Annotated in this window: 20 protein-coding genes; 4 read left to right on the top strand and 16 right to left on the bottom strand. The window is 60.6% G+C overall.

From position 1 onward, the window contains the following. Positions 1 to 5 precede the first annotated feature (5 nt). Entirely contained in the window at positions 6 to 1,232 is a 1,227-nt protein-coding gene (locus D0544_RS05950; RefSeq protein WP_125015074.1) for an EAL and HDOD domain-containing protein, read from the top strand. Between the two features lies 1 nt (position 1,233). On the opposite strand, the gene D0544_RS05945 is transcribed toward D0544_RS05950, so the two are convergent. The 3 genes from D0544_RS05945 to D0544_RS05935 are packed head-to-tail and all read right to left on the bottom strand — an operon-like array spanning position 1,234 to position 6,030. After that, positions 1,234 to 2,787: an FGGY-family carbohydrate kinase gene (locus tag D0544_RS05945; protein ID WP_125015073.1), complete on the bottom strand. Its 1,554-nt coding sequence runs from the start codon at positions 2,785 to 2,787 to the stop codon at positions 1,234 to 1,236. Continuing rightward, positions 2,780 to 4,381, bottom strand: coding sequence for a glycerol-3-phosphate dehydrogenase/oxidase (locus D0544_RS05940; RefSeq protein ID WP_125015072.1), 1,602 nt, complete (start codon positions 4,379 to 4,381; stop codon positions 2,780 to 2,782). Before D0544_RS05940 ends, D0544_RS05945 begins: the two co-directional genes overlap by 8 nt. 26 nt (positions 4,382 to 4,407) lie before the next feature. Further along, on the bottom strand, positions 4,408 to 6,030 hold the full coding sequence (locus D0544_RS05935; protein WP_125015071.1) for an FAD-binding oxidoreductase: 1,623 nt from the start codon (positions 6,028 to 6,030) through the stop codon (positions 4,408 to 4,410). Between the two features lie 125 nt (positions 6,031 to 6,155). Here D0544_RS05935 and D0544_RS05930 point away from each other — a divergent pair, with 125 nt between their 5' ends. Beyond that, complete coding sequence (locus D0544_RS05930; RefSeq protein WP_125015070.1) at positions 6,156 to 7,220, top strand: AraC family transcriptional regulator; 1,065 nt, start codon at positions 6,156 to 6,158, stop codon at positions 7,218 to 7,220. Here the strand turns inward: D0544_RS05930 and D0544_RS05925 are convergent. Then, the gene (locus D0544_RS05925) at positions 7,168 to 8,007 is read right to left on the bottom strand and encodes a cation diffusion facilitator family transporter (protein ID WP_243647249.1); all 840 of its coding nucleotides are present in this window, start codon (positions 8,005 to 8,007) and stop codon (positions 7,168 to 7,170) included. The two genes, D0544_RS05930 and D0544_RS05925, sit on opposite strands and share 53 nt — an antisense overlap. A 214-nt stretch (positions 8,008 to 8,221) precedes the next feature. Between D0544_RS05925 and D0544_RS05920 the strand changes: the two genes are divergently transcribed. Then, positions 8,222 to 9,691, top strand: a complete 1,470-nt coding sequence (locus D0544_RS05920) for a cobyric acid synthase (RefSeq protein ID WP_207905773.1) — start codon at positions 8,222 to 8,224, stop codon at positions 9,689 to 9,691. Here D0544_RS05920 and D0544_RS05915 read toward each other — a convergent pair. From D0544_RS05915 to D0544_RS05890, 6 genes are all read right to left on the bottom strand, one after another. Next, positions 9,672 to 10,439, bottom strand: a complete 768-nt coding sequence (locus D0544_RS05915) for an adenosylcobinamide-GDP ribazoletransferase (protein ID WP_125015068.1) — start codon at positions 10,437 to 10,439, stop codon at positions 9,672 to 9,674. The genes D0544_RS05920 and D0544_RS05915 overlap by 20 nt on opposite strands. Positions 10,440 to 10,441: 2 nt before the next feature. After that, a complete protein-coding gene (locus tag D0544_RS05910; protein ID WP_164880853.1) occupies positions 10,442 to 11,062 on the bottom strand; it encodes a histidine phosphatase family protein in 621 nt (206 codons plus the stop codon). After that, positions 11,055 to 12,116 carry a nicotinate-nucleotide--dimethylbenzimidazole phosphoribosyltransferase gene (cobT, locus tag D0544_RS05905; RefSeq protein ID WP_125015066.1) on the bottom strand — a complete coding sequence of 354 codons (1,062 nt, stop codon included), beginning with the start codon at positions 12,114 to 12,116 and terminating at the stop codon, positions 11,055 to 11,057. Before cobT ends, D0544_RS05910 begins: the two co-directional genes overlap by 8 nt. A 19-nt stretch (positions 12,117 to 12,135) precedes the next feature. After that, complete coding sequence (gene cobU / locus D0544_RS05900) at positions 12,136 to 12,651, bottom strand: bifunctional adenosylcobinamide kinase/adenosylcobinamide-phosphate guanylyltransferase (protein ID WP_125015065.1); 516 nt, start codon at positions 12,649 to 12,651, stop codon at positions 12,136 to 12,138. Further along, complete coding sequence (locus D0544_RS05895) at positions 12,644 to 12,907, bottom strand: glutaredoxin family protein (RefSeq protein ID WP_125015064.1); 264 nt, start codon at positions 12,905 to 12,907, stop codon at positions 12,644 to 12,646. Before D0544_RS05895 ends, cobU begins: the two co-directional genes overlap by 8 nt. A 91-nt stretch (positions 12,908 to 12,998) precedes the next feature. Next, complete coding sequence (locus D0544_RS05890; RefSeq protein WP_125015063.1) at positions 12,999 to 14,147, bottom strand: DUF5610 domain-containing protein; 1,149 nt, start codon at positions 14,145 to 14,147, stop codon at positions 12,999 to 13,001. Positions 14,148 to 14,283: 136 nt separating this feature from the next. On the opposite strand from D0544_RS05890, the gene D0544_RS05885 reads away from it, so the two are divergent. Continuing rightward, positions 14,284 to 15,828, top strand: coding sequence for a J domain-containing protein (locus tag D0544_RS05885; protein WP_125015062.1), 1,545 nt, complete (start codon positions 14,284 to 14,286; stop codon positions 15,826 to 15,828). 3 nt (positions 15,829 to 15,831) lie between these two features. On the opposite strand, the gene pepN is transcribed toward D0544_RS05885, so the two are convergent. From pepN to D0544_RS05855, 6 genes are read right to left on the bottom strand one after another with little or no spacing between them, the layout of a single operon-like run. Continuing rightward, positions 15,832 to 18,465, bottom strand: a complete 2,634-nt coding sequence (gene pepN, locus D0544_RS05880) for an aminopeptidase N (protein WP_125015061.1) — start codon at positions 18,463 to 18,465, stop codon at positions 15,832 to 15,834. A 12-nt stretch (positions 18,466 to 18,477) separates the two neighbouring features. After that, a complete protein-coding gene (locus tag D0544_RS05875) occupies positions 18,478 to 19,311 on the bottom strand; it encodes a DUF2797 domain-containing protein (RefSeq protein ID WP_207905772.1) in 834 nt (277 codons plus the stop codon). After that, the gene (locus D0544_RS05870) at positions 19,311 to 19,586 is read right to left on the bottom strand and encodes a YeaC family protein (RefSeq protein WP_125015060.1); all 276 of its coding nucleotides are present in this window, start codon (positions 19,584 to 19,586) and stop codon (positions 19,311 to 19,313) included. The genes D0544_RS05875 and D0544_RS05870 overlap by 1 nt, the downstream gene beginning before the upstream one ends. Then, complete coding sequence (locus D0544_RS05865) at positions 19,583 to 20,464, bottom strand: rhomboid family intramembrane serine protease (protein ID WP_164880852.1); 882 nt, start codon at positions 20,462 to 20,464, stop codon at positions 19,583 to 19,585. Before D0544_RS05865 ends, D0544_RS05870 begins: the two co-directional genes overlap by 4 nt. Next, positions 20,457 to 21,467 carry a metallophosphoesterase gene (locus D0544_RS05860; RefSeq protein WP_125015058.1) on the bottom strand — a complete coding sequence of 337 codons (1,011 nt, stop codon included), beginning with the start codon at positions 21,465 to 21,467 and terminating at the stop codon, positions 20,457 to 20,459. The genes D0544_RS05865 and D0544_RS05860 overlap by 8 nt, the downstream gene beginning before the upstream one ends. Positions 21,468 to 21,470: 3 nt before the next feature. Beyond that, a complete protein-coding gene (locus tag D0544_RS05855; protein WP_125015057.1) occupies positions 21,471 to 22,352 on the bottom strand; it encodes an NAD(+) kinase in 882 nt (293 codons plus the stop codon). Positions 22,353 to 22,382: the final 30 nt, after the last annotated feature.

Below are 22,382 nucleotides of genomic sequence, written 5' to 3'. Positions count from 1 at the left end.
AACCTTTGGATTCCTCCCCCACTTTGCTGGCTCGCCAGCCTATCTTCGATACCCAGCGGCAGGTTCATGCCTACGAGCTCCTGTTTAGGGACAGTGACAGTAACAGCGCAAGCCTGGGACCGGAAGATGGGGACAGTGCCACCTCAACACTCTTCTCAAACCTCTTTGCCGGTGTAGGGTTGGAGGAGATGGTGGGGGATGCTCCCGCCTTTATCAACTTTACCCGTACGCTTTTATTGCAAAGGATCAATCTCGATCCCGACCGCTACGTCATCGAAATTCTTGAAGGGACAGAAGTGGACCATGAGCTGCTGGAAGCGCTTGTCCACTACCAAAAAATGGGAGTGAAGATCGCCCTCGACGATTTTGTTCTCACGCCGGATACCGAGCAGTTGCTCCCTTTTGCTGATTACGTAAAGGTCGATGTGTTGGCGCAGACCCGTGATCAAATCGGTCAGGTCGTCAGTTTATTATCATCCTATTCGGTCACGCTTCTGGCAGAGAAGGTGGAAAATTATCAAGCCTTTGAGTTTTGCCGTCGCCTGGGATTCAAGCTGTTTCAGGGCTACTTCCTCTGTAAACCAGAGAACATCAAGGGTAAACGACTCGACTCCAACCGGTTGATAGTCTTCAAGCTCCTTGAGCTGATACAGGACCCGGATGTCCACTTCAGCCAGTTGAGCGCCGTCATCGATAAAGACCCCAACCTTTCGATCAAACTGATCAAGCTGGTCAATTCCGCCTTTTACCGCCGCAATCGTTCCATAGAGTCCATCCAGCAAGCCGTTACCATGTTGGGGCTAGGCGAAATCAAAACGCTTGCCACCATGCTGTCGCTGGCCAACCTCAGCGACAAGCCCGATGCACTGGTGGTAACCGCTCTGGCCCGGGCCAATATGATGGAGCAACTGGGGAAGTCGGCAAATCTCGATCCCGGTCCCCTTTTCCTGGCCGGTATCCTCTCCTTGATGGATGCCTTTATGGACCGCCTCCTCCCCGAGTTGATCGAGGGACTATCGGTTTCCGCTGAAATAAAAACCGCGCTACTGGAGTTTAAGGGGGATATAGGGGAGCTGCTCAAGGCCTGTATCCTGTTCGAGCAAGCTCACTGGCAGAAGATCAACTGGGAGCGGCTCGACGCCCTGGGGGTTCAGCCAGAGAGCCTACGAAGTGCTTATCTGGGTGGAATCCGGGTGGCACGGCAGGTCGCCGACCAACTCCACCAAACCTAGCCTATTCCGGGTAGCCGGTGATCGACCGAATTTCCCGGTAGAGAGGTTTAAGACGCCGGTACATTTTCCGGTACACCCGTCGATACAGCTGGTCATAGAGCCGGTGCGCCTCCGGGTTCGGGGTAAACACTCGACTGGAGCGGGTCATAGCGGCCACCGCATCAGGGAAATCCTGAAACAACCCGACCCCTACAGCCGCATCAATGGCTGCCCCCAGCCCCGAGGTTTCATAGGTGTGAGGGCGTGTCACCGGCAGGCCAAAAATATCCGCGGTAATCTGCAGCGCAGCGTCACTTTGGGATCCCCCCCCCGAGACACAGAGGCGCTGGATCTTTTGCCCACTGCGCGCTTCGATCTGCTCCTTACCCTCCCGCAGCCCGTAGACCAGCCCTTCCAGAATGGCCCTATAGAGATGGGAGCGGGTATGGAGATCACCAAAGCCAATGACAGCCCCCTTCATATCCCGATCGTTGAGGCCCGGTGACCAATAGGGCTGCAACATCAAACCCATGGAGCCCGCGGGCACTTCACGGACCAGCTCGTCAAACAGCGCTTCGGGGCTCAGCCCAAGATCTTGGGCACGCTGGGATTCACGCAGACCAAATTGCTGTTTGAACCAGCTGACCATCCAGAAACCGCGATAGATCATCACTTCCGTATTGTAGGCATCGGGGACGGCGGCCGCGTAAGGCGGAATAAAGCGTTGTGGCTCAATGTAACGCTGGCTATTGATATTGATAGTGGCGGTGGTGCCAAAGCTCAGGCAGCCCACATCGGATGAGAGCCCACCTGATCCCAATACCTCACAGGCTTTGTCGGAGGCCGCGGCAATCAGCGGTAACCCGGCGGGTATACCGGTTGTCGCGCTGGCCTCCAAAGTGATCTTGCCCAGCAGCTCACCCGGTTTGACCAGCTCCGGTAACTGCCCCGGTTTTACTCCGCTACAGGGCCATCCCCAGTGACTCGGCGCCGCCCACTGCTGCTTGCGGTAATCGAACGGCAGGTATCCCACAATCGCCCCCACCGAGTCCCGGTATTCGCCGCACAGGCGATAGGTCAGGTAACCGGACAGCAACAACACCTTGTGGGTATGTGCGTAGATCTCCGGTTGCTGCTGGGCGATCCAGTTGGCCTGCGCCTTAGAGCGAAAATAGTTGGCTTTTTCACGCTGGCCCGCCAACCAGAACAGGGTGCGCCAGGGCTGCGGCAGGGGGGCCGATACCCGGGCCCGGCGTTGATCGAGCCAGAGGATTGCCGGCCGCAGCGGGTCGCCCTGTTTATCCAGGTTGATCACAGTGCCCCGCTGGGTGGTGAGGCTGACCGCCACCACTCGCGAGGGGTTAACCCCCGAGCACTGCCAAAGCTGTCGACAAGCCTCCCCAAGCTGTTTCCAAAAGTAGTCGGGGTCCTGCTCGGCCCAGCCCGGTGAATGGGAGTAATAGGCCTCGAGCTCCACCTTGGCTTTAGCGACCAGCTCTCCACGCAGGTCAAACAACAGCGCACGCAGGCTCTGGGTGCCGTTATCGAGGGCCAGTATCAGTCCCGATTCAGCCACCCTTAACCTCGGGCAGCGAATAGTAGCGGTCGATAATCTCCAGGTAGCGGGCCTCTTCCGCCGACCACTGTTCATCACTCCACCCCAGCGCCGGTTGGCAGAGTTGTTTGATGCGTGGCAGCCATGCTTCGCCCCCACGCGGCAGCTGAACCCCGATGCGGGTTCGCCTCAGCAACAGGTCATCCAGGTGCACCACCGACTGGGCCCTGGCCGCCCAGCCGAGTTCACACCACAGCGTCGGCGTGTTACCAACGCGGCCAGGGTCGCAGTCGGGAGACCACCACTCCCTCAGCCGGGCACCATAACGGCCGAGCAGTCGGCACCAGGACCCGCTGTCCACCCCGGTCGGTAGCGGAGGGGTTGGCTCTCGCTTGAACATGGCAACACTGTCGCTTTTGAGCGCAGGAAGCAGCCCTTGAGCCGCGATCCGTTCCAGCACCTGGTCTGCGATCACCCTGAAGGTGGTGAGCTTGCCGCCCCCCACGGAGACCAGCCCGGGCTCGCTCCAGATCTCATGCTCACGCTTTTCATCAGAGGGGGATAATCCGGGCTTCTCACTAATGACCGGGCGCACGCCCGACCAGGTGGATAGAATCTCCGTTTCTTCGAGCGCTAGATCCGGGAACTGGTGGCGCAGTGCCGCCAGCAGGTAATCGAGCTCTGCCCGGGTTATCACCGGCTCCTGCTCCATCGGCTGGTCATGATCGAGGTCGGTCGTGCCGATAACCGTGGTCTGCTCCCAGGGGAAGATAAACACATTGCGGCCATCCTCCGGGTGCGGCAAAGCCAGGGCCGTGCCAATGGGGAGGCGATCACCCGGGATGACAATGTGGCTGCCCCGTAGCGGGCGGATACGGTGCTGTTTGCCGTTCTCCTTGCCGCCGGACTCTCCCCACAGACGATCCACCCAGGTCCCGCAAGCGTTCACGGTACAACGGGCGTCGACCACCAGGGTGCGGTCCTCGAGTCGGTCCGTCATCTCCACCCCGCATACCTTACCATCCCGGTGGAGCAGCTGGGTGACCTGCACATAGTTGATGGCCACCGCCCCCAGCCGGCATGCTTCATCCAGGGTACGCAATACCAGGCGAGCATCGTCGGTAACCGCGTCTTCGAAGCGGGTACCGGCCACCAGGTCAGTGTCACGAATCCCCGGCATCAGGGTGCGGGTCTGGTCAGCCGTGAGCCCGCTATGGGTAACGCGCCCGGCAAAGAGATCGTAAAGTTTGAGGATAAGGTGCAGGCCAAGGCGTTCGATCCAGCGCCAGCGGTAGTGGGCATAGAGGTAGCTCATGGGCTCCACCAGACCAGGTAGCTGTTTGATCAGCAGCTCCCTTTCCCGAACCGACTCACGGGTCAGTGCAAAGTCACCGTTAACCAGGTAGCGCAACCCGCCGTGGACCATTTTCGACGAGCGACTGGAGGTACCCCAGGCAAAATCCTGCTGCTCGACCAGCAACGCCTTCAGCCCCCGCTGGGCCGCTCGCAGCAAAATGCCCGCGCCGGTGATCCCCCCCCCGATAATCACCAGGTCCCACTCCTCGGTCCCCTGCAGCTGTTCAATCAGTTGTTTACGCTGTGCGGCGGCGTCCATGCTCGCTCCTTTGGTGCCGGTTGTTGTTAGTCATTGAGCAGTGTACCGGGGTTCAATTGCTGCTGGCCATCAAACAGTCCGCAGATCTGTGCCATGCGCTGTACCCCATACTCCCCTTTTTCGGTGCGCAGGTAGGGGGCATGATCCTTACCCACACCGTGTTGGTGGCTAATGGTACCGCCCTGCTCCACCACGACTCTAGACGCTTTCTGCTTCAGCCGCTGCCAGCGCTCGAGGGTAGCTGCCGGAGTCTGCGCCGCCCGGAACAGATAGGTCGTGTAGATGCTCGACCCCTGGGGGTAGACATGGGATAGGTGGGAAAAGACGTGGACCTCCTCCTGCTCATCCGCCAGCTCCTCCCGCAGAGACGTCTCTATGGCGTGCATCAGCGGGGTGACGTTGCTCCAGGGGGTACAGGTCTCCAGCGTGTCGACCATATAGCCCTGTTGCCAGAGGGACTCGCGAAGGTAAGGAAAGCGAAAACGGCCGTGCTGCCAGCGTTTGCCCAACAGGGTGCCCACATAGGCCCCCCTCCCCTGGCGGATCAGCTTTTTCAGCTGGCGCAGGGTGGCCCCATGTTGTGAGCGGCTACCGGTGATCCCGAAGGTAAGCAGGGTGGCTCCCTCAGCTCCGCCCGTGCCGACCCGATTGCCCCGCAGTCGAAGGTACCGCTCCAGTAAAGCGATCGCGCTGGCATGACCGGCCAACCTCAGTTGGGTATAGGTCTCCAGCGGGTTGCTGAGCCGCAACATCGACAGCCCGATGCGCTGCTGGGCGGCGCGCCGGACCACTGCGACCCCCTGATCCCAGCTGGGCAGAAAGGCGACGTAAAAGGCCTCCTTTTCAGGCAGCGGACTGATTCGCAGGTCGACTTCGGACAGAATACCGATGCGACCCTCGGACCCCATCACCAGCTCCCGCAGATCGATGCCGGCGGCCGAGGCCGGAATGGGGGCGATCTCCAGGCAGCCGTCAAAGGTCTCCAGCTTGCCACCTGCAAACAGCTGCTCGATACGCCCGTAGTGGAGTGACTGCTGGCCACTGGAGCGGCTGGCGACCCACCCCCCCAGGGTTGAAAGCTCGAAGGACTGCGGGTAATGACCCAGGGTGTAGCCCTGCCCCCGCAGCTGCGCTTCCAGGGCGGGGCCGGCCACCCCGGCGCCGAAGGTGGCGATCTGGCTCTCTTTATCGATAGCTATAAGGCGGTTCATGCGCCCCATATCCACCGTAATTACCGGCATAGGCTGCTGGCGAGGATTGATATGCCCGGCAACGCTGGTGCCGCCCCCATAGGGGATGAGGCAGTATCGTTTTTCACGGGCCAGGGTCAGAAGCTCAACCAACTGGTCCCGGTTTTCGGGAAAGGCGACGGCGTCGGGAAAGCAGCCATAGAGGCCAGACTTCATTGCCAACCAGTCGGGCAGGCTTTGCCCTCGGGCATGACGAATACGCGGCTCGGCGCCTGTATCCAGCAGCGGGTGAGCCTCAACACGGCTCGGTGGAACGGTTTCCACCACCGCGTCCAGACCCACCTCGGGCAGGGGTGTTGCCGCCCCCAGCTTTTGGTGTAAAAAGAGCAGTGCCTCGGCAGGCAGGGGGTAATCGGTATCGGGGTGACCCCAACCATTCCATCGACGTGCGCTATCCACTCCAGTCTCCCCGGGGTTGGTTTACTATTGTCAGTGCAGCCCTATACTAGTCTGCTGAAATTTTAAGGGTCAGTGGCGAATCGGGACATCGATCTCTCCAAATTGGCCAACACAACGGAGGTTGAATGGACAGGCTTGGCAGGGCATCAATCGCCGCACTTCACCAGTATTTGCGCGAGGCCGAGCTCCGTCGTATCGACACCAGTAGCCTGCTCTCCAACCTCGGTATCAGCCCCCAATTGCTCGGTGACAGCAGCCAGCAGATTGATGGCCAGGCGTTTCAGCAACTACTTAAATCCCTGATTACCCGCTCCCGGGATCCGCTGTTTGGATTGCACTGCGCCCGCCACGTGCAACCAGGTTCCTACAGCGTGCTGGGATACATTAGCATGAACTGTGACACCCTGGGGAGCGCACTGAAGCGCATCGTGCCCTATGAAAAACTGATTGGCGATATGGGCACCTCAAGCATTGAATACTATAACGATCACACGGTGCTGCACTGGAGCTGCCACTACGATGACCCCGAAGTGGTGAGTCATATGGTGGACAACCATCTCGCTTCGTGGCTGGCTTACGGCCGCTGGATTACCGACGGTGAAGGTTCTCCCTTGAAGGTCAGCCTGATGCGCCCGCAACCCGAGCCCGCCGTAAAGGATGAATACCGCTCCGCCTTCGGCTGTCCGGTCTACTTTGGCCAGTCCATGAATGCCCTGTTCCTTAAAAACGACTACCTGAAGTTGCCCCTCAGGCAATCGAACCGGCAACTGCTTCAGACACTGGAGGAGCATGCCCGTGCGCTGATCACCGAGCAGAATACGGAACAGTCACTGGCACTTAGGGTACGTTACGCGCTCAAGCAGAAGATTCGCGACGGGGTTCCTCGCAAGGATCTGGTCGCCGACAAGCTGGCCATGACGCCAAGGACCATGCAGCGGAAGTTACGCCAGGAGAACACCAGCTATCAGCAGATCCTCGATCGGTTACGACAGGAAAGCGCCGAACACTTCCTGCTGGAGACGGCAATGCCGATCACCGGTATCGCCCTCAGGCTGGGATTCAGTGAGCCCCGTTCCTTTCACCGCAGCTTCAAGCAGTGGTTCGGCATCACCCCAGGGGAGTACCGGGCCCGCAACGCTATACCGGGTCCTGATGGATCGTCACATCGGCACCCGGAAAGCGCTTCTTGATCAGGATCATCACACGCTCGGCAATATCGTGAGCCTCCTCCAGCGTCATTGATCCATCCATCTCCAGGTCAAGTTGAATGATCGGCATGGTGCCACTGCGACGGGTCCTCAACTCATGAAACCCCTGCACCCCACCGACGCTCATCACCAGAGTTTCTATCTCCTCCAGCTGTTCCGGTGGCAACTGCCGATCCATTAACAGGTCAAAGCTCTCCATGACGATCTCGCGCACGCCATAGAGCATATAAAGGGCAATACCGATCGCCACCCAGGCGTCCATCGATTTGTAGCCGAGCCAGGACAGCACCAGAGCAGCCAGAACCGAAGCGTTGGTGAGCAGGTCCATGCGGTAGTGGAGCGCATCGGCCTTGATGGTGACCGAGCCGGTGTGGCGTACAACGTAGCCTTGAAAAAGCACCAGCGCAGCGGTCAGGGCAATGGAGAAGAGGATAACCCAGACCCCAACCTGTTCATTGCCGATCTCGCTGCGGCTCCGCAGGTCGTCGATGGCGTGGAAGATGAGGAAGATCGCAGAGCCGCAGATAAAAGCTGTTTGAACCAATGCCGCCAGCGACTCGGCCTTGCCATGGCCAAATTGATGATCCTCATCGGCCGGTTTAAGGGAGTAGCGGACCGCCAGCAGGTTAACCAGGGAGGCCATGGCATCGAGCATGGAGTCCACCAGGGAAGCCAGCACACTGACACTGCCGGTGAAAAGCCAGGCGACCAGCTTGGCAAGGATAAGGCTGAACGCAGTCGCTACGGAGGCAAGCGAGGCCCACCGCATCAGGCGCTCCCGTTGCATTCGATCAATTGTAGGCTTTGATTCCAAGGTCAACTGGCTTCCGATATAAGTAGGACTGAGGGATTCAGAGGAGGTGTCGCGTCAATACCGCTGGCGCGCGACCCGACCAGGGCATAGTGTGCCTGAGAGGCGGTGGTGTTATCAAACCGTTGGCGCGGGCATAATGCACATTTTTCATGGCGGGGATCGACGCAACATGGCGGCAATCAGCTTGATGATACAGGGGACTACCTCCAATGCGGGCAAAAGCACGTTGGTGGCAGGCCTGTGCCGGGCGCTGGCTCGCCGTGGCTATCGAGTGGCCCCCTTCAAGCCCCAGAATATGGCCCTCAACAGCGCCGTTACGGCTGACGGTGGCGAGATCGGGCGAGCCCAGGCACTGCAGGCCCAGGCCTGTGGCCTGCAGCCCCACACCGACATGAATCCCATCCTGATCAAGCCTAATAGCGACTGTGGCTCACAAATTATCGTACAGGGGAAAGTGGCCAGGGAACTCAATGCCAGCGAGTACCACGCCTATAAACCGATTGCCATGGAGGCGGTTCTGGACTCCTATCACCGCCTGGCGCAGCAGTATGAAGTGATTTTGATCGAGGGCGCCGGAAGCCCTGCCGAGATCAACCTGCGTGAGGGCGATATCGCAAACATGGGCTTTGCAGAAGCGGTAAACTGCCCGGTCATCATCGTTGCCGATATCGACCCGGGCGGTGTATTCGCTCATATAGTGGGGACCCAGACGCTGCTCAGCGAAACGGAGCGTGCCCGCACACTGGGGTACATCATCAACCGCTTTCGCGGCGACTACGGTCTCCTCAAGCCCGGCGTGGACTGGCTGGAGGAGCGTACCGGCAAGCGGGTGTTCGCTACCCTACCCTATCTCCAGGGGTTGCATCTCGATGCCGAAGATGCTGTTAACGGCGCTCAGGAGCTGGGCAACGACACCTTACTAAGGGTGGTCGTGCCGCGCCTTCCGCGTATCAGCAACCACACAGACTTCGACCCCCTGCGCTTGCACCCGGCCATCGACCTGCAGTTTGTTCACCAGGGACAGCCCATCCCGGCCGCCGACCTGATCCTGCTACCCGGCAGCAAAAGCGTACGCAGCGACCTTGAGTTTCTGCGGCAGAACGGCTGGCCGGAGGCGATCCAGCGCCACCTCCGCTACGGCGGAAAATTGCTGGGTATCTGTGGCGGCTACCAGATGCTGGGAGAAACCATCGACGACCCGTACGGGATCGAGAGCGCTGCGGGTGCAAGCCCGGGGCTCGGCCTCTTACCCCTGAGCACTCGGCTGGAGCGAAAAAAGGAGCTGAGTCGCGTCGAGGCCCGTTTGTTGCTCGATGAGCAGCCGGTGGCCGTTAAGGGCTATGAGATCCATTCAGGGGTGACACGCCTGACCCAAAGCCTAGCCCCCCTGCTGGACGCCCCCGGGCGCGATAGCGGCGCGATCTCGATCGATCGCCAGGTGGCCGGCTGCTACCTGCACGGTCTGTTCGACCAGCCCGAAGCGATCAAGCAGATCAGCCGTTGGGTTAACGGCGAAGGCTGTCTGGGGGTGGATATAGAGCGCATTCGGGAGCAGCAGCTGGAGAGGCTGGCCGACCTGCTGGAGCAGAGCCTGGATATCGACGCCCTGATGGCCAAGCTCAACTCATTCGCACAATAAAGACCGCCGCCACCAGTATCGCCATTTCGGTGACCTCGATCAGCGCCCCGGCGGTGTCGCCGGTGGTACCGCCGATACGCCGCACCATCAGCCGCCTGCAACACCAGAACAGCCCCCCCGCAACCAGCACCAGGGCCGCGCCCTGCCCCCCAAACAGCGTCACTATCGAGGCCAGAGTAATCACCGTGATAGCCCATAGCTCGCGGGTTTCGCAGTAACGGCTAAAGCTGGCCCCCAGTCCATTCGGACGGACGTATGGGGTGGTCGCGAACAACACCAGCACCGACGTCCTTGCCCACAGGGGGGCCAGCAGGAGCGCCAAATATTGCTGATTCAACAGCAGGTGTTGCAGGGCGCTCCACTTCAACAAAAGTACCAGCGCCACCGATACCAGGGCACCGGTACCGGCATGGGTATCCTTCATAATGGCCAGGGTACGCTCGCGGTCGCCACCGCCGAGCCAGGCATCGGCACTATCACCAAGGCCATCGAGGTGCAGGGCTCCGCTGAGCATCACCCACAGCAGCAACACCAGGGCGCTGACCACAAAGCTTTCGGTGACCGACAACCCCATGGGGGTGAGGTGATCGAGTAAAATGGCTACGCTCACCAGCACCACTCCATAAAGCAGCCCCACCAGGGGATACCAGAGCAGCGCCCGGCCGATGGCCCGCTCACTGGGGGGCTGGGCGAGATGAACCGGAATACGGGTCAGGAACTGAATCGCCAGTTTTAAGGAATCCAACATCGCTAATACCCTGTCACACCAAAGCACTCCAGCTGAAACCAGTCCGCAGAGCCCTGCTGATGGTAGACGCGGACCCGGCTCAGGCTGCCATGGGGCACCGCCAGGGTTCGCCAGGCCTGGGGGCCGCACCCCAATAGATCCATAATAGCCGCGCGAATCACACCACTGTGGGTGACGACCAGCAAGCTCTCCCCCCGATGCTGATCAAGGATCAGCGCCATCACCTGCGCCATGCGGGCCTGTAACTGGTCCAGGCTCTCCGCTCCGGGAGGCGGAAACGCCAGCGGATCACGCCAAAAATCCTGCAGGGCCTGGCCATCGCTGAGCTCAAGTTGCTCGAGGGTTTTCCCCTCCCAGCGCCCCAGACTGCCCTCAACCAGCAGCTCCAGCTCGATACTGGGCACCCCCTGCTGTTGCGCCCAGGGGTGGGCAAACCCGGCACAACGCGACAGCGGGGAGGTAAGGACCCGCTGATAGTCGGCACCGGCTGCGCTCAAGGAGGACTCCATCTGCTCACGGCCGGTTGGGCTCAGGGGATTGTCGCTACGGCCGTAAAAACCCGCCGGCCACAGACAGTGGCCATGGCGCAGTAGGTCGATGGTGGTGACCAACGGTTCAGTCACCAGCGCTCACTCCCGCCTGGGCAAAGGTGGCCATCTGGTTATGCAGGGCACAGGCGCTGCGCAGCAGGGGCACAGCAACCGCTGCCCCACTGCCCTCACCCAGGCGCATTTGCAGCTGTAGGAGCGGGTCCATCACCATCGATTCCAGTAAAATCCGGTGTCCGGGCTCGGCCGAGCAGTGACCAACAAACGCCCACTCACGACAGCCCGGAGCCAACCGCTCAGCGCAGAGAAAAGCGGCGCTGCTGATAAAGCCATCGACCAGCATCGGGATCCCCAACTGGGCACAGCGCAGGTAAGCACCGGTCATGGCGGCGATCTCGAACCCGCCGACACACTCCAGTACGGCCAGTGGCTCACTGAGGTCCACCCCACCCTCACGGTGCAATTGCAGCGCGGCGGCAATCAGCTCCGCCTTCCGGGTGACGTGTTCGCGGTCGATGCCGGTGCCCGGCCCCACCAACTCGCTGGGTGCACGGTCAAGCAGGGCCGCGGCGATAGCGGTGGCCGAGCTGGTGTTGCCGATACCCATTTCACCGGCGATAAAGAGATCACAGCCCCGGTCGAAGGCCTCCTCGACGCGTTCTGCACCGGCGGCCAGCGCCTGCTCAAGCTGTTGTCGATTCATGGCCGGTTCCTGCTCGAAGCTGCGGGTACCCGGGCCGATTGCCCGATCGACCACCCGCTCGATCGAAAGCGGCGAGCTGCAGGTGCCCATGTCCACCACTTCAAGCTCGGCCCCCAGGGAACGAGCCAGAACACTGATGGCCGCCCCGCCCTGGCTGAAGTTGGCGACCATCTGCACGGTAACCTCCTGGGGGAAGGCCGAGACACCCGCGCGGGCAATCCCGTGATCGGCGGCAAACAGGCAGATGCGAACCCGGCTAGCATCCGGATCTCTACGTTGCTGCATCGCCGCCAGTCGACAGGCGATACTCTCCAGCTGCCCCAGGGAACCTGCGGGCTTAGTCAGTTGCGCCTGGTGAGCCAACGATTCGGCGTAGCAACCGTCATCAATGGCTTTAAGTGGCTGTTGTAACCAGCTGTTCTGCATGTGGTCATCCTTAGCTTTTCTATTTGATTTGCTGGGCGATGCCGGCCACGCTTAGCCACACCCGTTCGGCCCGCTCGGCCAGTTTTTGGTTCAATAATCCCAACTGGTCGACAAAACGCCGGCTCAACTCCCCGGCCGGAACCACGCCGAAGCCAACCTCGCTGGAGACGATGATGATGCGCTGTTCGCAACGCTCGAGCAGTGCGAGCAAAGCATTGAGCTCCGCCTCCAGCATTTCACCGTCGGTGTGCAGCAGGAGGTTGGTGAGCCAGACCCCCATGCAATCGATGAGCAGCGAGGCAGCGGAGGAGGATTGAATGGCGGCCGCCAGATGGAGAGGTTCTTCGATCAGTAGCCAATCGCTTGGGCGCCGCTGGCGATGGGCCTCGACCCGGGCGGCAAAATCGGAATCCTTGGCATTGAAGGCGCGATCGGCAGTGGCCAGATAGGCGTGGGGAGCGGGGGCTTGCAGCAACCGCTTTTCGGCAAACTGGCTCTTGCCGCTGCGTACCCCGCCCAGCACCAGTTCAAGCATCCTCAAGCTCCTGCAGCGAGTGGTTAAGGAACGCCAGTGCCTGGGGTTCATCGAAGGGCCAGCCCAGCTCCCCTTGTGTCCCCTCAAGCTGGATGACCGGGATACGCACACCGTAGCGCTCGATCATCGCATCGCTATCAGCAATATCCACCAGGCGCAGCTGCAACTGGTTAAGCTCAATGATGGGGGTCAGCAGCGCCAGCGCCTGGTCACACAGGTGACAGCCGCTGGTGGTATAGAGAATAAGGGTAAGCATGGGTCCACATCGGCAGTAACAATGGTGCCAAGTTTACCCGATTTCAAGCGGAGCGACGCTACGCCTGCAGTGAAAAGTGCTCACCCGGACATTAAATCGACTCAAGCAACCAGTGGTTCAGTTCACGGTGACGAGCCAATTGCTGCTCAAGTGCATCGGGCTGGGCTCGAAGGGCATCCTCCAGCTCGAACAGTTTGTCGAGCAGCTCCCCGGGTGCCTCGAAGCGGCTCGCCTCTTCCAGGGCCTGTTGCAGATCCTTGGCGTACTGGGCCAGCTCACGAATACCGGCCACCCCCTTGGGCTCCCCTTGCAGCGACTGGTATTGCTCTACCGCGGTGTAGCGGCTGCTCTGGTTAAGGTCCAGCTCGAAGCGGCTGATCTGGGAGCCGTCAAACCCCAGTGACAAGGCCTTATCAAAGGCCTCTTCCAGATTTCCGGCAAAGAAGCTCTCGCTGAGGTCGTTGACCTTGGCCAGCAGCGCATCAATTGCCTCGAGCTCGGCGGGGTTGAGGTCTCCTTGCACCTCGAAGGCAAAGGAGCCACGCTGGTATGCGGCACTGGAAAACGCCGAGACAGCACTGCTCCCCGACTCGCTTGTCTCAGTACCCTGATATTGGCCCTGGGCGATACCTGCGGCACCAGTGGCATTGATCCGCACCCGATCCCCTTCGGCGGTGGTCAGCTCAAACTCGAAGCTGCGAGACACCTGCAGGGACTCAGCGGCAAAATAGCTCTGGATCGCAGCGGGGCTGATCCGAGTGGTTTCCGCAGGTGACATCAGTTCATCGCGCATGGCAGATGCCTGCTGACTAAAGAGATCGAAGGTGGTGTCAATATCGGCGGCAATCTGACCCTGCAGCACCCCCATCTGGTCAAGGATCTCCTGCGCCTCGGCAAAGCCGTCGGCCACGGCCTGAACCCCGATATCATAGAGCTCCTGCAGGCGCTCATCGCTGGCCCCGGCGGCCTTTTCCCGCTCCATGTAACCCCGTATGTGTTGGGTTAACGTATCGGCGACCTTATCAGGAGAGTAGGGGTTATCGAACACCACCGGCTCGGTAGTCGGCACCCGTTGCAGGTGTTTCCTGAGAGCACCGTTGAGGGTATCCATTCCCTCATGCCCCCCCTCTTTGCCCGCCAGCGCGCTCCCCTGCCCCGGTATATTCAGGAGGCCGGATTGACGTTCACGCAGCGAGGGGCTGTTAAACAGCATGGCTTTGGTGATTTGGGAAAGATTCATGGGAATTACCAGTCGAGGGGTTACACTAACCCAGTGTATCGGCAGCCGCTGACCCAACATTAGCATCAAGGTATACTGATTTAGAGTAAGAAAAAACTGCTAATTCCAATTACCCCAAACGAGACAGATACCGCTCATGGAGCGATACACCGAAGGGCTCTACCGGTTGTTTGGCCTGGCGCCTGGCGCCACCGCCGAGGAGTTACGCCTGGCTTACAGGCGCAGGGCCCGCCTGCTCCACCCGGACCGAAACCCGGATAAGGATACGACCGAGCAGTTCAAACGACTGCAGGCGGCTTATCGGCAAATCAACGAGCACCTGCAACGCACCCAGGCAGCGCCCCTTTTCGACCCGCCGGTCCCCACCCACCAAACCGGCAGGCCACCCTCGTCTCACCCCGCCGAACCCGACCCTGCGTCGGCGGACCTTAACCGCAGCCGCCTGCACCGTGCCTATCAGCAGCCGCTGAGCGCCTCGACCTCCCGCACCACCCCGGCCCCGGAAACAAGCGGCTCCGCCCCCTTGCGCACCCCCAGCCCACCCCGCTGCCAGCGTTGCGGCGTCACCGACAGCAGCCTGCGCTGTCGTGGGGTTGCCCGCATCACAGGACTCCTGTTCACCACCCTGAAAAGCACTCCACATCTCACACTCTGTGGCGGCTGCGGCCTGCGAGCCACTTTGGCTGCCAATGCGCACAACCTGGCGTTGGGGTGGTGGTCCCCCGGCGGCGTGGTACAAACACCCGCAGCGCTTTGGGCCAACGCCCGCGGCGGAGAGGTGCATAATGAGGAGAGCGCCATCCTCCTCTACCGACTGGCCAGCCACGAGCTACAGACCAATCGCAACACCGCCGCCCTGAACCTGCTGGGGCGCGCCAATGGCATGACCCGTGACCCGGCCCTCAGGGAGCGAATTGAGCGGCTGTTGAAACGGCTCGGCAACCCCAGCACCAGCAATGCTGCCATCCCCTCCAGCCGAACCGGGTACCTGTTTTACCACGGTCTGCTGCTGGTATTGCCTGTACTGTGCGGCCTGGCTCTGCTCAACCCTCAATGGTGGCCCCGCCTGCCCTCACCCCCCACGCCGCAGGAGGCTGGGGAGCCGGTGGTGGTCGCCCCCGGCCACCGGCCACTCTATAGAGAGCTGCGCTTCGGCAGCCATTACAGCCTCGGACTGGTGAATCTGCATCAGGAGGCCGATGACCAGAGCCGTGTATTGGTACGTCTCCCCATCTACAGCCCGGTCAGCGTCGAGGCGCTGGCGGAGGATGGCTGGCTGAGGGTATCCAGTGGCACCCACCATGGCTTTGTCAGGGAGGCGGAGATCGGCTTCGGCGACCCTGCCCTGGCCCGGGCAGGAGCCTGCAAGGAGTACCCACGCCCACGCCCCTTTGACGGTGAGATCCTGTCCGGCCGCGTCGGTGACCATAACCTGAATATTACCAACAGCAGCGACAGGGATGCTGTACTGCGCTTCTACAACGGCACGGAGCTCTTGCTTAGCCTTTACCTGCACAGCAATAGCCAGCTGCAGTTCAACCGCCTGCCGGCGCAGGCGACGGAGCTACAGGTGACCCATGGGCGCTTCTACAATGCAGGCTGCGCCCGCTTCACCGAGCGCTTCGACCAACAACGCTACCGCCTGACCCTGCTTGGGCAGAACCAGGCGATCCGCCTGTAGTCGTTACTGGAGGCTCTTGCTCACCACCTCGTAGAGATCGGGTGAGAGCGAGTGGGTAAAGATCCGCTGCAGTTGCTCGCGCATCTGCTGTTGACGCGCAGCGGGGTATTTACGCAGTCGTGTCAGGGGTGTCACCAGGCGTGAGGCGATCTGCGGGTTACGTTGATCCAGTTCGATCACCTGATCGGCAAGAAAGCGGTATCCTGCTCCCTCGCCGCTATGGAAACCGATGCTGTTCTGGGAGCAGAACACACCGATCAACGACCGCAATTTGTTGGGGTTGCCCGCATCGAATGCCTCGTGGGCCATCAACGCCTGCACCCGTTCGAGTGCCCCATCACGCTGGCATGAGGCCTGTACAGACAACCATAATTCAATAACTTGCGGATCATTTTTAAAGTTATCATAGAAGTCCTGCAGGCAACTCTTGGCCAACGCCCTAGCCGAGCCTCGCTCGCAGTGAACCAGTGTCGCGAGCGCGCGGAAGCGGTCGGTCATATTATTGGCAGCCCGATACTGCTGGTGGGCCAGCTCGACCCCGGCATCGGAGCCGCGTGCCAGGTAACCCAGGGCGGCATTTTTCAGGCTGCGCAGCGCCATGTGTTCGGCCGTGGGCTGGTAGGCACCCTCCAGCTGGCTGTCGCGATAGAGATGCTCAAACTCGGGAGCAAAGCGCTCCGCCAGGTGGTTGGCCAGTGCTTCGCGGGCGGCGTGGATCGCCTCGACCTCCACCGGCTCAGAGATCTCCGCCAAATAGGCCTCAGCCGGGAGCACCAGCATGGTTTCGAGCGCCGCCGGATCGCTCACCGGGGCACGCAGCAGGGCCGAGAAGGCCTCGGTCAACACCCCATCGACCTTGAGAGGCGTGCCCTCGAGGTATTGGGGGACCATGCGCTGCAACACCCGAACACACAGTTGCTGGGAGGCATCCCAGCGGTTAAAGGCATCACTGTCGTTAGCCATTAGAAACGCCAGTTGCGCATCGCTATAGTCGTAACTTAGTTTAACCGGCGCTGAAAAGCCCCGCAGCAACGAGGGTACCGGGCGCTCGCTGATGGCCTCGAAATGGACCGTCTGCTGCGCCTCGGTTAGCTCCACCAGTCGGGTACTGTCGGGCAGCAAGTCGTGGCCCTCGGCATCCAGCAACCCCACCGCAATGGGAATATGAAAGGGCAGCTTGCTGACCTGTCCCGGGGTCGCTGGACAGCTCTGGCTGAAGTGCAGGCTGTAGCGGCCACTGGCCGAGTCGTAGCTGTCGCTGACGGTAACCCGCGGAGTGCCCGCCTGCTCATACCAGCGGCGGAACTGGGTCAGGTCGATACCGCTGGCCTCCTCCATCGCCCGCACAAAGTCCTCAACGGTCACCGCCTGGCCGTCGTGGCGTTCAAAGTAGAGATCGCTTCCCCTGCGAAAGGCCTCGGCACCCAGCAAACGATGGATCATTCGCACCACCTCGGCCCCCTTCTCGTAGACGGTAAGGGTGTAGAAGTTGGAGATCTCCATATAGGAGTCGGGACGCACCGGGTGGGCCATGGGACCAGCATCTTCGGCGAACTGGGCGGTACGCAACAGGCTTACATCCTCGATACGCTTAACCGCGCGGGAGTTCATGTCCGCTGAAAACTCGGCGTCCCGGAACACCGTAAACCCCTCCTTAAGGCTGAGCTGGAACCAGTCGCGACAAGTGACACGGTTTCCAGACCAGTTGTGGAAGTATTCGTGGGCAACGATCGCCTCAATACGCTGAAAGCTGGCATCGGTGGCGGTATCGGCACTGGCCAGCACACAGGAGGAGTTGAAAATATTGAGCCCCTTGTTCTCCATCGCCCCCATATTGAAGTGGTCCACCGCTACGATCATAAAGATATCCAGGTCGTATTCGCGGCCGTAGACCTCTTCGTCCCAACGCATGGCGCGCTTGAGAGAGTCGATCGCGTGATCGCACTTGCCGATGTTGCGCGGTTCGGTATAGAGCTGCAGGGTCACGGTGCGACCACTGCGGGTGACAAACTGATCACTGACGTGTTGCAGGTCGCCGGCTACCAGAGCGAACAGGTAAGCCGGTTTGGGGAAGGGGTCATGCCACTGGACCCAATGGCGCCCCTCCTCCAGCACCCCCCTGTCGATCTCGTTACCGTTGCTGAGCAGAACGGGATAGCGGATCTGGTCAGCACTGATACGGCAGCTGAACACCGACATCACATCAGGACGGTCCAGGTAGTAGGTGATTTTGCGAAACCCCTCGGCCTCGCACTGGGTGCAGAACATGCCGTTGGATTTATAGAGCCCCTCAAGTGAGGTGTTGTTCTGCGGCTCGATGCGGCAGCGGGTGCGCAGCTCAAAGCGTGCGGACGGGGCCTGTATCACGAGCCCCTGCTCAGTCAGCTGGTATTCATCGGCGCCCAGGGCCACACCGTCTACCCACGCCCCCTCCAGCACCAGCTCGCTTCCCTGCAGTTCAAGGGGCGGCAGTGGCTGGCCCGGTGTCCAGTGCGCCTCGTTTACACGCAGGCTGAGGGTGGCCTCCACGCGGCTTTGGCCCTCATGGAGGTCAACCTTAAGGTCAGTGCGGTCGATCCAGTAATCGGGCGCTCGGTAATCCTTCAGGTAGATGGTTCTGGGCTGGGCATCTTTCATTGCGATCTTATCCTATTCCACACTAAGGCCGACCTGGTAGCCGGAGAATTTTCGAACATTGAGCACCCCGTTATCGAACAGCAGGTACTGGCCTTTGACCCCTTCGAGAATACCGCTGACCTGCGCTTCCTTGTCGAGATTAAAGGCCTTAACCTTGGAGGGATGATGGCTGACAGGGTACTCAAAGCCAAAGCTTTCTGCGTCATCGAGACGCACCAGGCGTTGGATCCCCTGCTCCCGCTCGAGTTCCGCCAGGGGCTCGGCGCAGAGGGCAATCAGGCGTCGCGCCTCAGCCTGCAGGTCAAGGGGGGCGGGATCTCCCTTGAGCATTGCCTGCCAGCTGGTACGGTCGCTGACGTGCTGCTTGAAGATCACCTCAACCAGGCCGGAAAGACGTCGGTTAGCGACGCGATAGATCGGTAGCGCCTGACTGGCGCCCTGGTCGATCCAGCGCACCGGCACCTGGGATATGCGGGTAATCCCCACCTTCAGGGATGAGGAGTTGGCCAGGTAAACAATATGGTCGTGCATGCACACTTGCTGGGCCCAGCTCTCATCACGGCAGGTACCGGCATCAAAATGGCAGGTTTCCGGCTTCATCATGCAGCTATCGCACTGGGGCAATGAGCGGAAACAGGGATAGCAATAGCCCTGGCCAAAGCTCTTTTTACTGATTCGCCCGCAGCCCTGGCAGACCACCTGCTGGCGATAGTGCAGATGAATACGTCTACCGATCAAGGGGTTAAGGGCCAGGCGATGCTCACCGAGGCGCAACCAGTAACTCACCGGTGCACTGTGCTGGCTCTCCAGTTTCGCCAGCGGGCCCTCCAGGCTGGATTCCATCATCAGTGCCGGGTCAGGTTCAGCGCCTGGATCTCGGCCGCATCGTTTTGGCCGCTCTGGGACTTGCACTGCTGCTCCATATAGCCGGAGCGCTCCTCTTCGGGCAGGTTCAGCTGCTCCCAGGCGATCATCGCCTGCATACAGTGCTGGCGTTGCTCTGGCGTCAGGCGCCGCCCATCGGGCCACTTTCCAAGCTCTACCGCACTGCGCAGGTTGCGGTAGATCTCCGGGGTAATATTAGCCAGCAGCTCTTTGAAACTCATACCTTCGAAACTCATCGGGACTCCTCGTTGATGCGTTGGCGGTGCAGGTAGCCGAGCACAGCGCCCAGCCCACAGCCGCTGACCAGACCCGCTGTATGGGCCGCATTGGCGATAGCGCCGAAGCCTACCATTTCCACAAAGCCGGTGAAACAGAGCAGTAACCAACCCACCATAAAGCCGATCACGGCTCGTGGCTGGGCGAGCCCAGCCTGCGGACAGAAGTGGCTGTAGAACCAGCAGAACCCCAGCAAACCGTAAACCACCCCGGAGAATCCTCCAAACAGGGGGTGATCCATGGAGAAGAGGTACTGGGCGACGTTGGACACAAGGCCGACCACCACCACCAGAAACAGCAGTAACCACCCGCCCCGTGCCTGCTCGATGCGCCCACCCAATATCAACAGCCAGAGCATATTGAACACCAGGTGCAGTGCCGAGAAATGCAGCAGGATAGGCGTCAGCAGTCGCCACCACTGTCCCGCTTCAAGGCTTTGCTGCAGGGGGACAAAGTAGGGATAACCGGCCACTACCTCAAAATCGCTGAAACTGAACCAGTGGACCCAGGCCGGGTCCTCTCCAAAGCGGCTGAGCAGCGCCAGGGCGCTCATAAGGGCGATCAGGGCGAGGGTAAGGGGGTGTTTGATCAATAGCTCAAACAGCCCCTGGCTCTCAATCGCCAGCGATGTTTCCGGGGGCTCCTCGAGCCCCTCCAGTTCACCGTTTTCGAAGGCCTCCAGCGCCCGGCGTGCAAACTCCACCGCCCGCTGATCGGCTACCCAGAGCACCTGCTGACCCGACTCCTCTGCGATGCGATGGGCCACTCCGGAGCGCCATAACCAGCGGGAATAGACGGTCAGGTCGCGGCCCGCTTCAACACTCAATACCCTAATCATCAGCATCGCTCTCCCGTTCAGGCAAGCCGGGTTCCTGGAGATCAACGTCGACCCAGACAAACTTGCTGTTGCACAACCGGGCCTCCCCATCCATACGATAGGCTACCAGCTTGCCGTATTTGACCGCGCTGTAGTCCAGGCAGGCGATGTTCGCCGTCAGGGTCCGCGGCTGCCCGCAGCGCCAGTAGTGGCCGATAAAGAGCGGCTTTTGCTCCTCTGCGTAATGAAACAGGCGCGCCTTCTCATCGTCGTTCATACGCCTGTGCGCTATCGCCTCCGGCAAGGGGTCGGGCTGAAACACCACATCGTTGTAGGTTTGCGGGTCCTGGCTCCAGAAATGCGCCCGAAAGAAGTGGCGAACAAAGCCGTCACGACTGGTGACCGACAGCCCATCGGGGAGGCGAATATCCAGCCCACGCGTCAAACGATCCATTAGCCGTCCAGGCAGTGTGGTTTTGTCGACCGACTCCCGCAGGCGCTGCTCGTCGAGGTGATTGCAGCCGTACTGCTGCAGGTACTGTGCGATGAGCTCCGGGTCCCAGCAGGCGTGTACCACCCGAAACGCCTCCAGCTCGAGGAACAGCGGCAGGGTCAGAAACCACTGCAGCATCTCCTCCCACTCGCCGGGATAGTCCCGATACTGTTCCAGGGTATCCCCGATCAGGCGCAGGTGGCGTGGGCTGTGCTCCCTGAGGAAGACCGGGGTCTGCGGGGTACTGGTTGCGGCCGGGGTACAATAGCAGAGGGCATTATACTCGTGGTTGCCCATGATCAGCGTCCCCTCGCCCGCATCCACCATCGCCTTGACCAGCCTGAGCGCCTCACGGATGCGAGGGCCACGATCAATGACATCGCCGACAAAAATAGCGTGCCGGGTGGGGTGACGGTAGGCTCCCCCTGACTCGCAGTAGCCCAACTTCTGCAGCAGAAGACGCAGGGTCAGCGCACAGCCATGGATATCACCGACAAGGTCAAAGCCCTGGGCCCCATCACGTGTTGCCATTGATCAGCTCCCGGGCCTGCTACTCCAGCCCAGCTTGGATCGGCAAATCTCGTAAAAGTTATGGTTGAGGGGGTGGATCAGCTTGAGCTTGTGGGGTTTCTTGTGAATGGTGACCGTGTCACCCGGGCGGGTGGTGATGATCTCCTGGCCGTCGCAGTTCACCTGTGGGAAAACCTCGTTATCGGCACCGATAACGATCTTGATTTCGCTGTTGCCGTCGACCACGATGGGGCGGCTACTGAGGGTGTGGGGGAACATGGGCACCAGCACCATGGCATCCAGCTTGGGGTGCATAATGGGGCCACCGGCGGAGAGCGCATATGCGGTAGAGCCGGTGGGGCTGGCGACGATCATTCCATCGGAGCGCTGACTGTAGACAAACTGGCCCTCGATGTAGAGCTCAAACTCGATCATGCGAGCCGACTTACCGGGGTTGAGTACCACATCGTTCAAGGCTGACCCCTGCCCGGTCGGCTCGCCATTGCGCTTGACCTGCACATCGAGCAGGAAGCGGCTCTCGAGGATATAGCGTCCATCGAGCACCTCGCCGATCAGGCTGTCGATTTCATCGGGTGAGATATCGGTCAGGAAGCCGAGCCTACCTCTGTTTACTCCCAGCACCGGCACATTACTGCGGGCCAGTTCGCGGGCAGCCCCCAACAGACTGCCATCGCCACCAACCACAATCACCAGATCACACACCTCCCCCAGCATTTTATAACTGCCGCTTTGAAGGTTGCGTTCGGGCAGTACCGCGACCAGGCTCTGCTCAAGGATGATATTGAGGTCGCGCTTGTCGAGGTATTCGAGCAGGCGAATGAGGGTATCCACTACCTCGGCGCCCCCTAAGCGACCGATAACCCCTACATTTCTGAACTGTTCCATAGCACCGCGCGCCTGATGAAAAACATCATT

The organism is Aestuariirhabdus litorea (assembly GCF_003864255.1).
GTDB classification, from domain to species: Bacteria; Pseudomonadota; Gammaproteobacteria; order Pseudomonadales; family Aestuariirhabdaceae; genus Aestuariirhabdus; species Aestuariirhabdus litorea.
This window is presented reverse-complemented; position numbering and strand designations above follow the sequence as displayed.

Bases quoted from the DNA above. Each gene is read 5' to 3' on its own strand.
- D0544_RS05940 (WP_125015072.1), bottom strand. From the start codon at position 4,381: ATGGACGCCGCCGCACAGCGTAAACAACTGATTGAACAGCTGCAGGGG.
- D0544_RS05930 (WP_125015070.1), top strand. From the start codon at position 6,156: ATGGACAGGCTTGGCAGGGCATCAATCGCCGCACTTCACCAGTATTTG.
- D0544_RS05925 (WP_243647249.1), bottom strand. From the start codon at position 8,007: ATGCGGTGGGCCTCGCTTGCCTCCGTAGCGACTGCGTTCAGCCTTATC.
- D0544_RS05920 (WP_207905773.1), top strand. From the start codon at position 8,222: ATGGCGGCAATCAGCTTGATGATACAGGGGACTACCTCCAATGCGGGC.
- D0544_RS05915 (WP_125015068.1), bottom strand. From the start codon at position 10,439: ATGTTGGATTCCTTAAAACTGGCGATTCAGTTCCTGACCCGTATTCCG.
- cobT (WP_125015066.1), bottom strand. From the start codon at position 12,116: ATGCAGAACAGCTGGTTACAACAGCCACTTAAAGCCATTGATGACGGT.
- cobU (WP_125015065.1), bottom strand. From the start codon at position 12,651: ATGCTTGAACTGGTGCTGGGCGGGGTACGCAGCGGCAAGAGCCAGTTT.
- D0544_RS05895 (WP_125015064.1), bottom strand. From the start codon at position 12,907: ATGCTTACCCTTATTCTCTATACCACCAGCGGCTGTCACCTGTGTGAC.
- D0544_RS05890 (WP_125015063.1), bottom strand. From the start codon at position 14,147: ATGAATCTTTCCCAAATCACCAAAGCCATGCTGTTTAACAGCCCCTCG.
- D0544_RS05885 (WP_125015062.1), top strand. From the start codon at position 14,284: ATGGAGCGATACACCGAAGGGCTCTACCGGTTGTTTGGCCTGGCGCCT.
- pepN (WP_125015061.1), bottom strand. From the start codon at position 18,465: ATGAAAGATGCCCAGCCCAGAACCATCTACCTGAAGGATTACCGAGCG.
- D0544_RS05875 (WP_207905772.1), bottom strand. From the start codon at position 19,311: ATGATGGAATCCAGCCTGGAGGGCCCGCTGGCGAAACTGGAGAGCCAG.
- D0544_RS05870 (WP_125015060.1), bottom strand. From the start codon at position 19,586: ATGAGTTTCGAAGGTATGAGTTTCAAAGAGCTGCTGGCTAATATTACC.
- D0544_RS05865 (WP_164880852.1), bottom strand. From the start codon at position 20,464: ATGATTAGGGTATTGAGTGTTGAAGCGGGCCGCGACCTGACCGTCTAT.
- D0544_RS05860 (WP_125015058.1), bottom strand. From the start codon at position 21,467: ATGGCAACACGTGATGGGGCCCAGGGCTTTGACCTTGTCGGTGATATC.
- D0544_RS05855 (WP_125015057.1), bottom strand. From the start codon at position 22,352: ATGGAACAGTTCAGAAATGTAGGGGTTATCGGTCGCTTAGGGGGCGCC.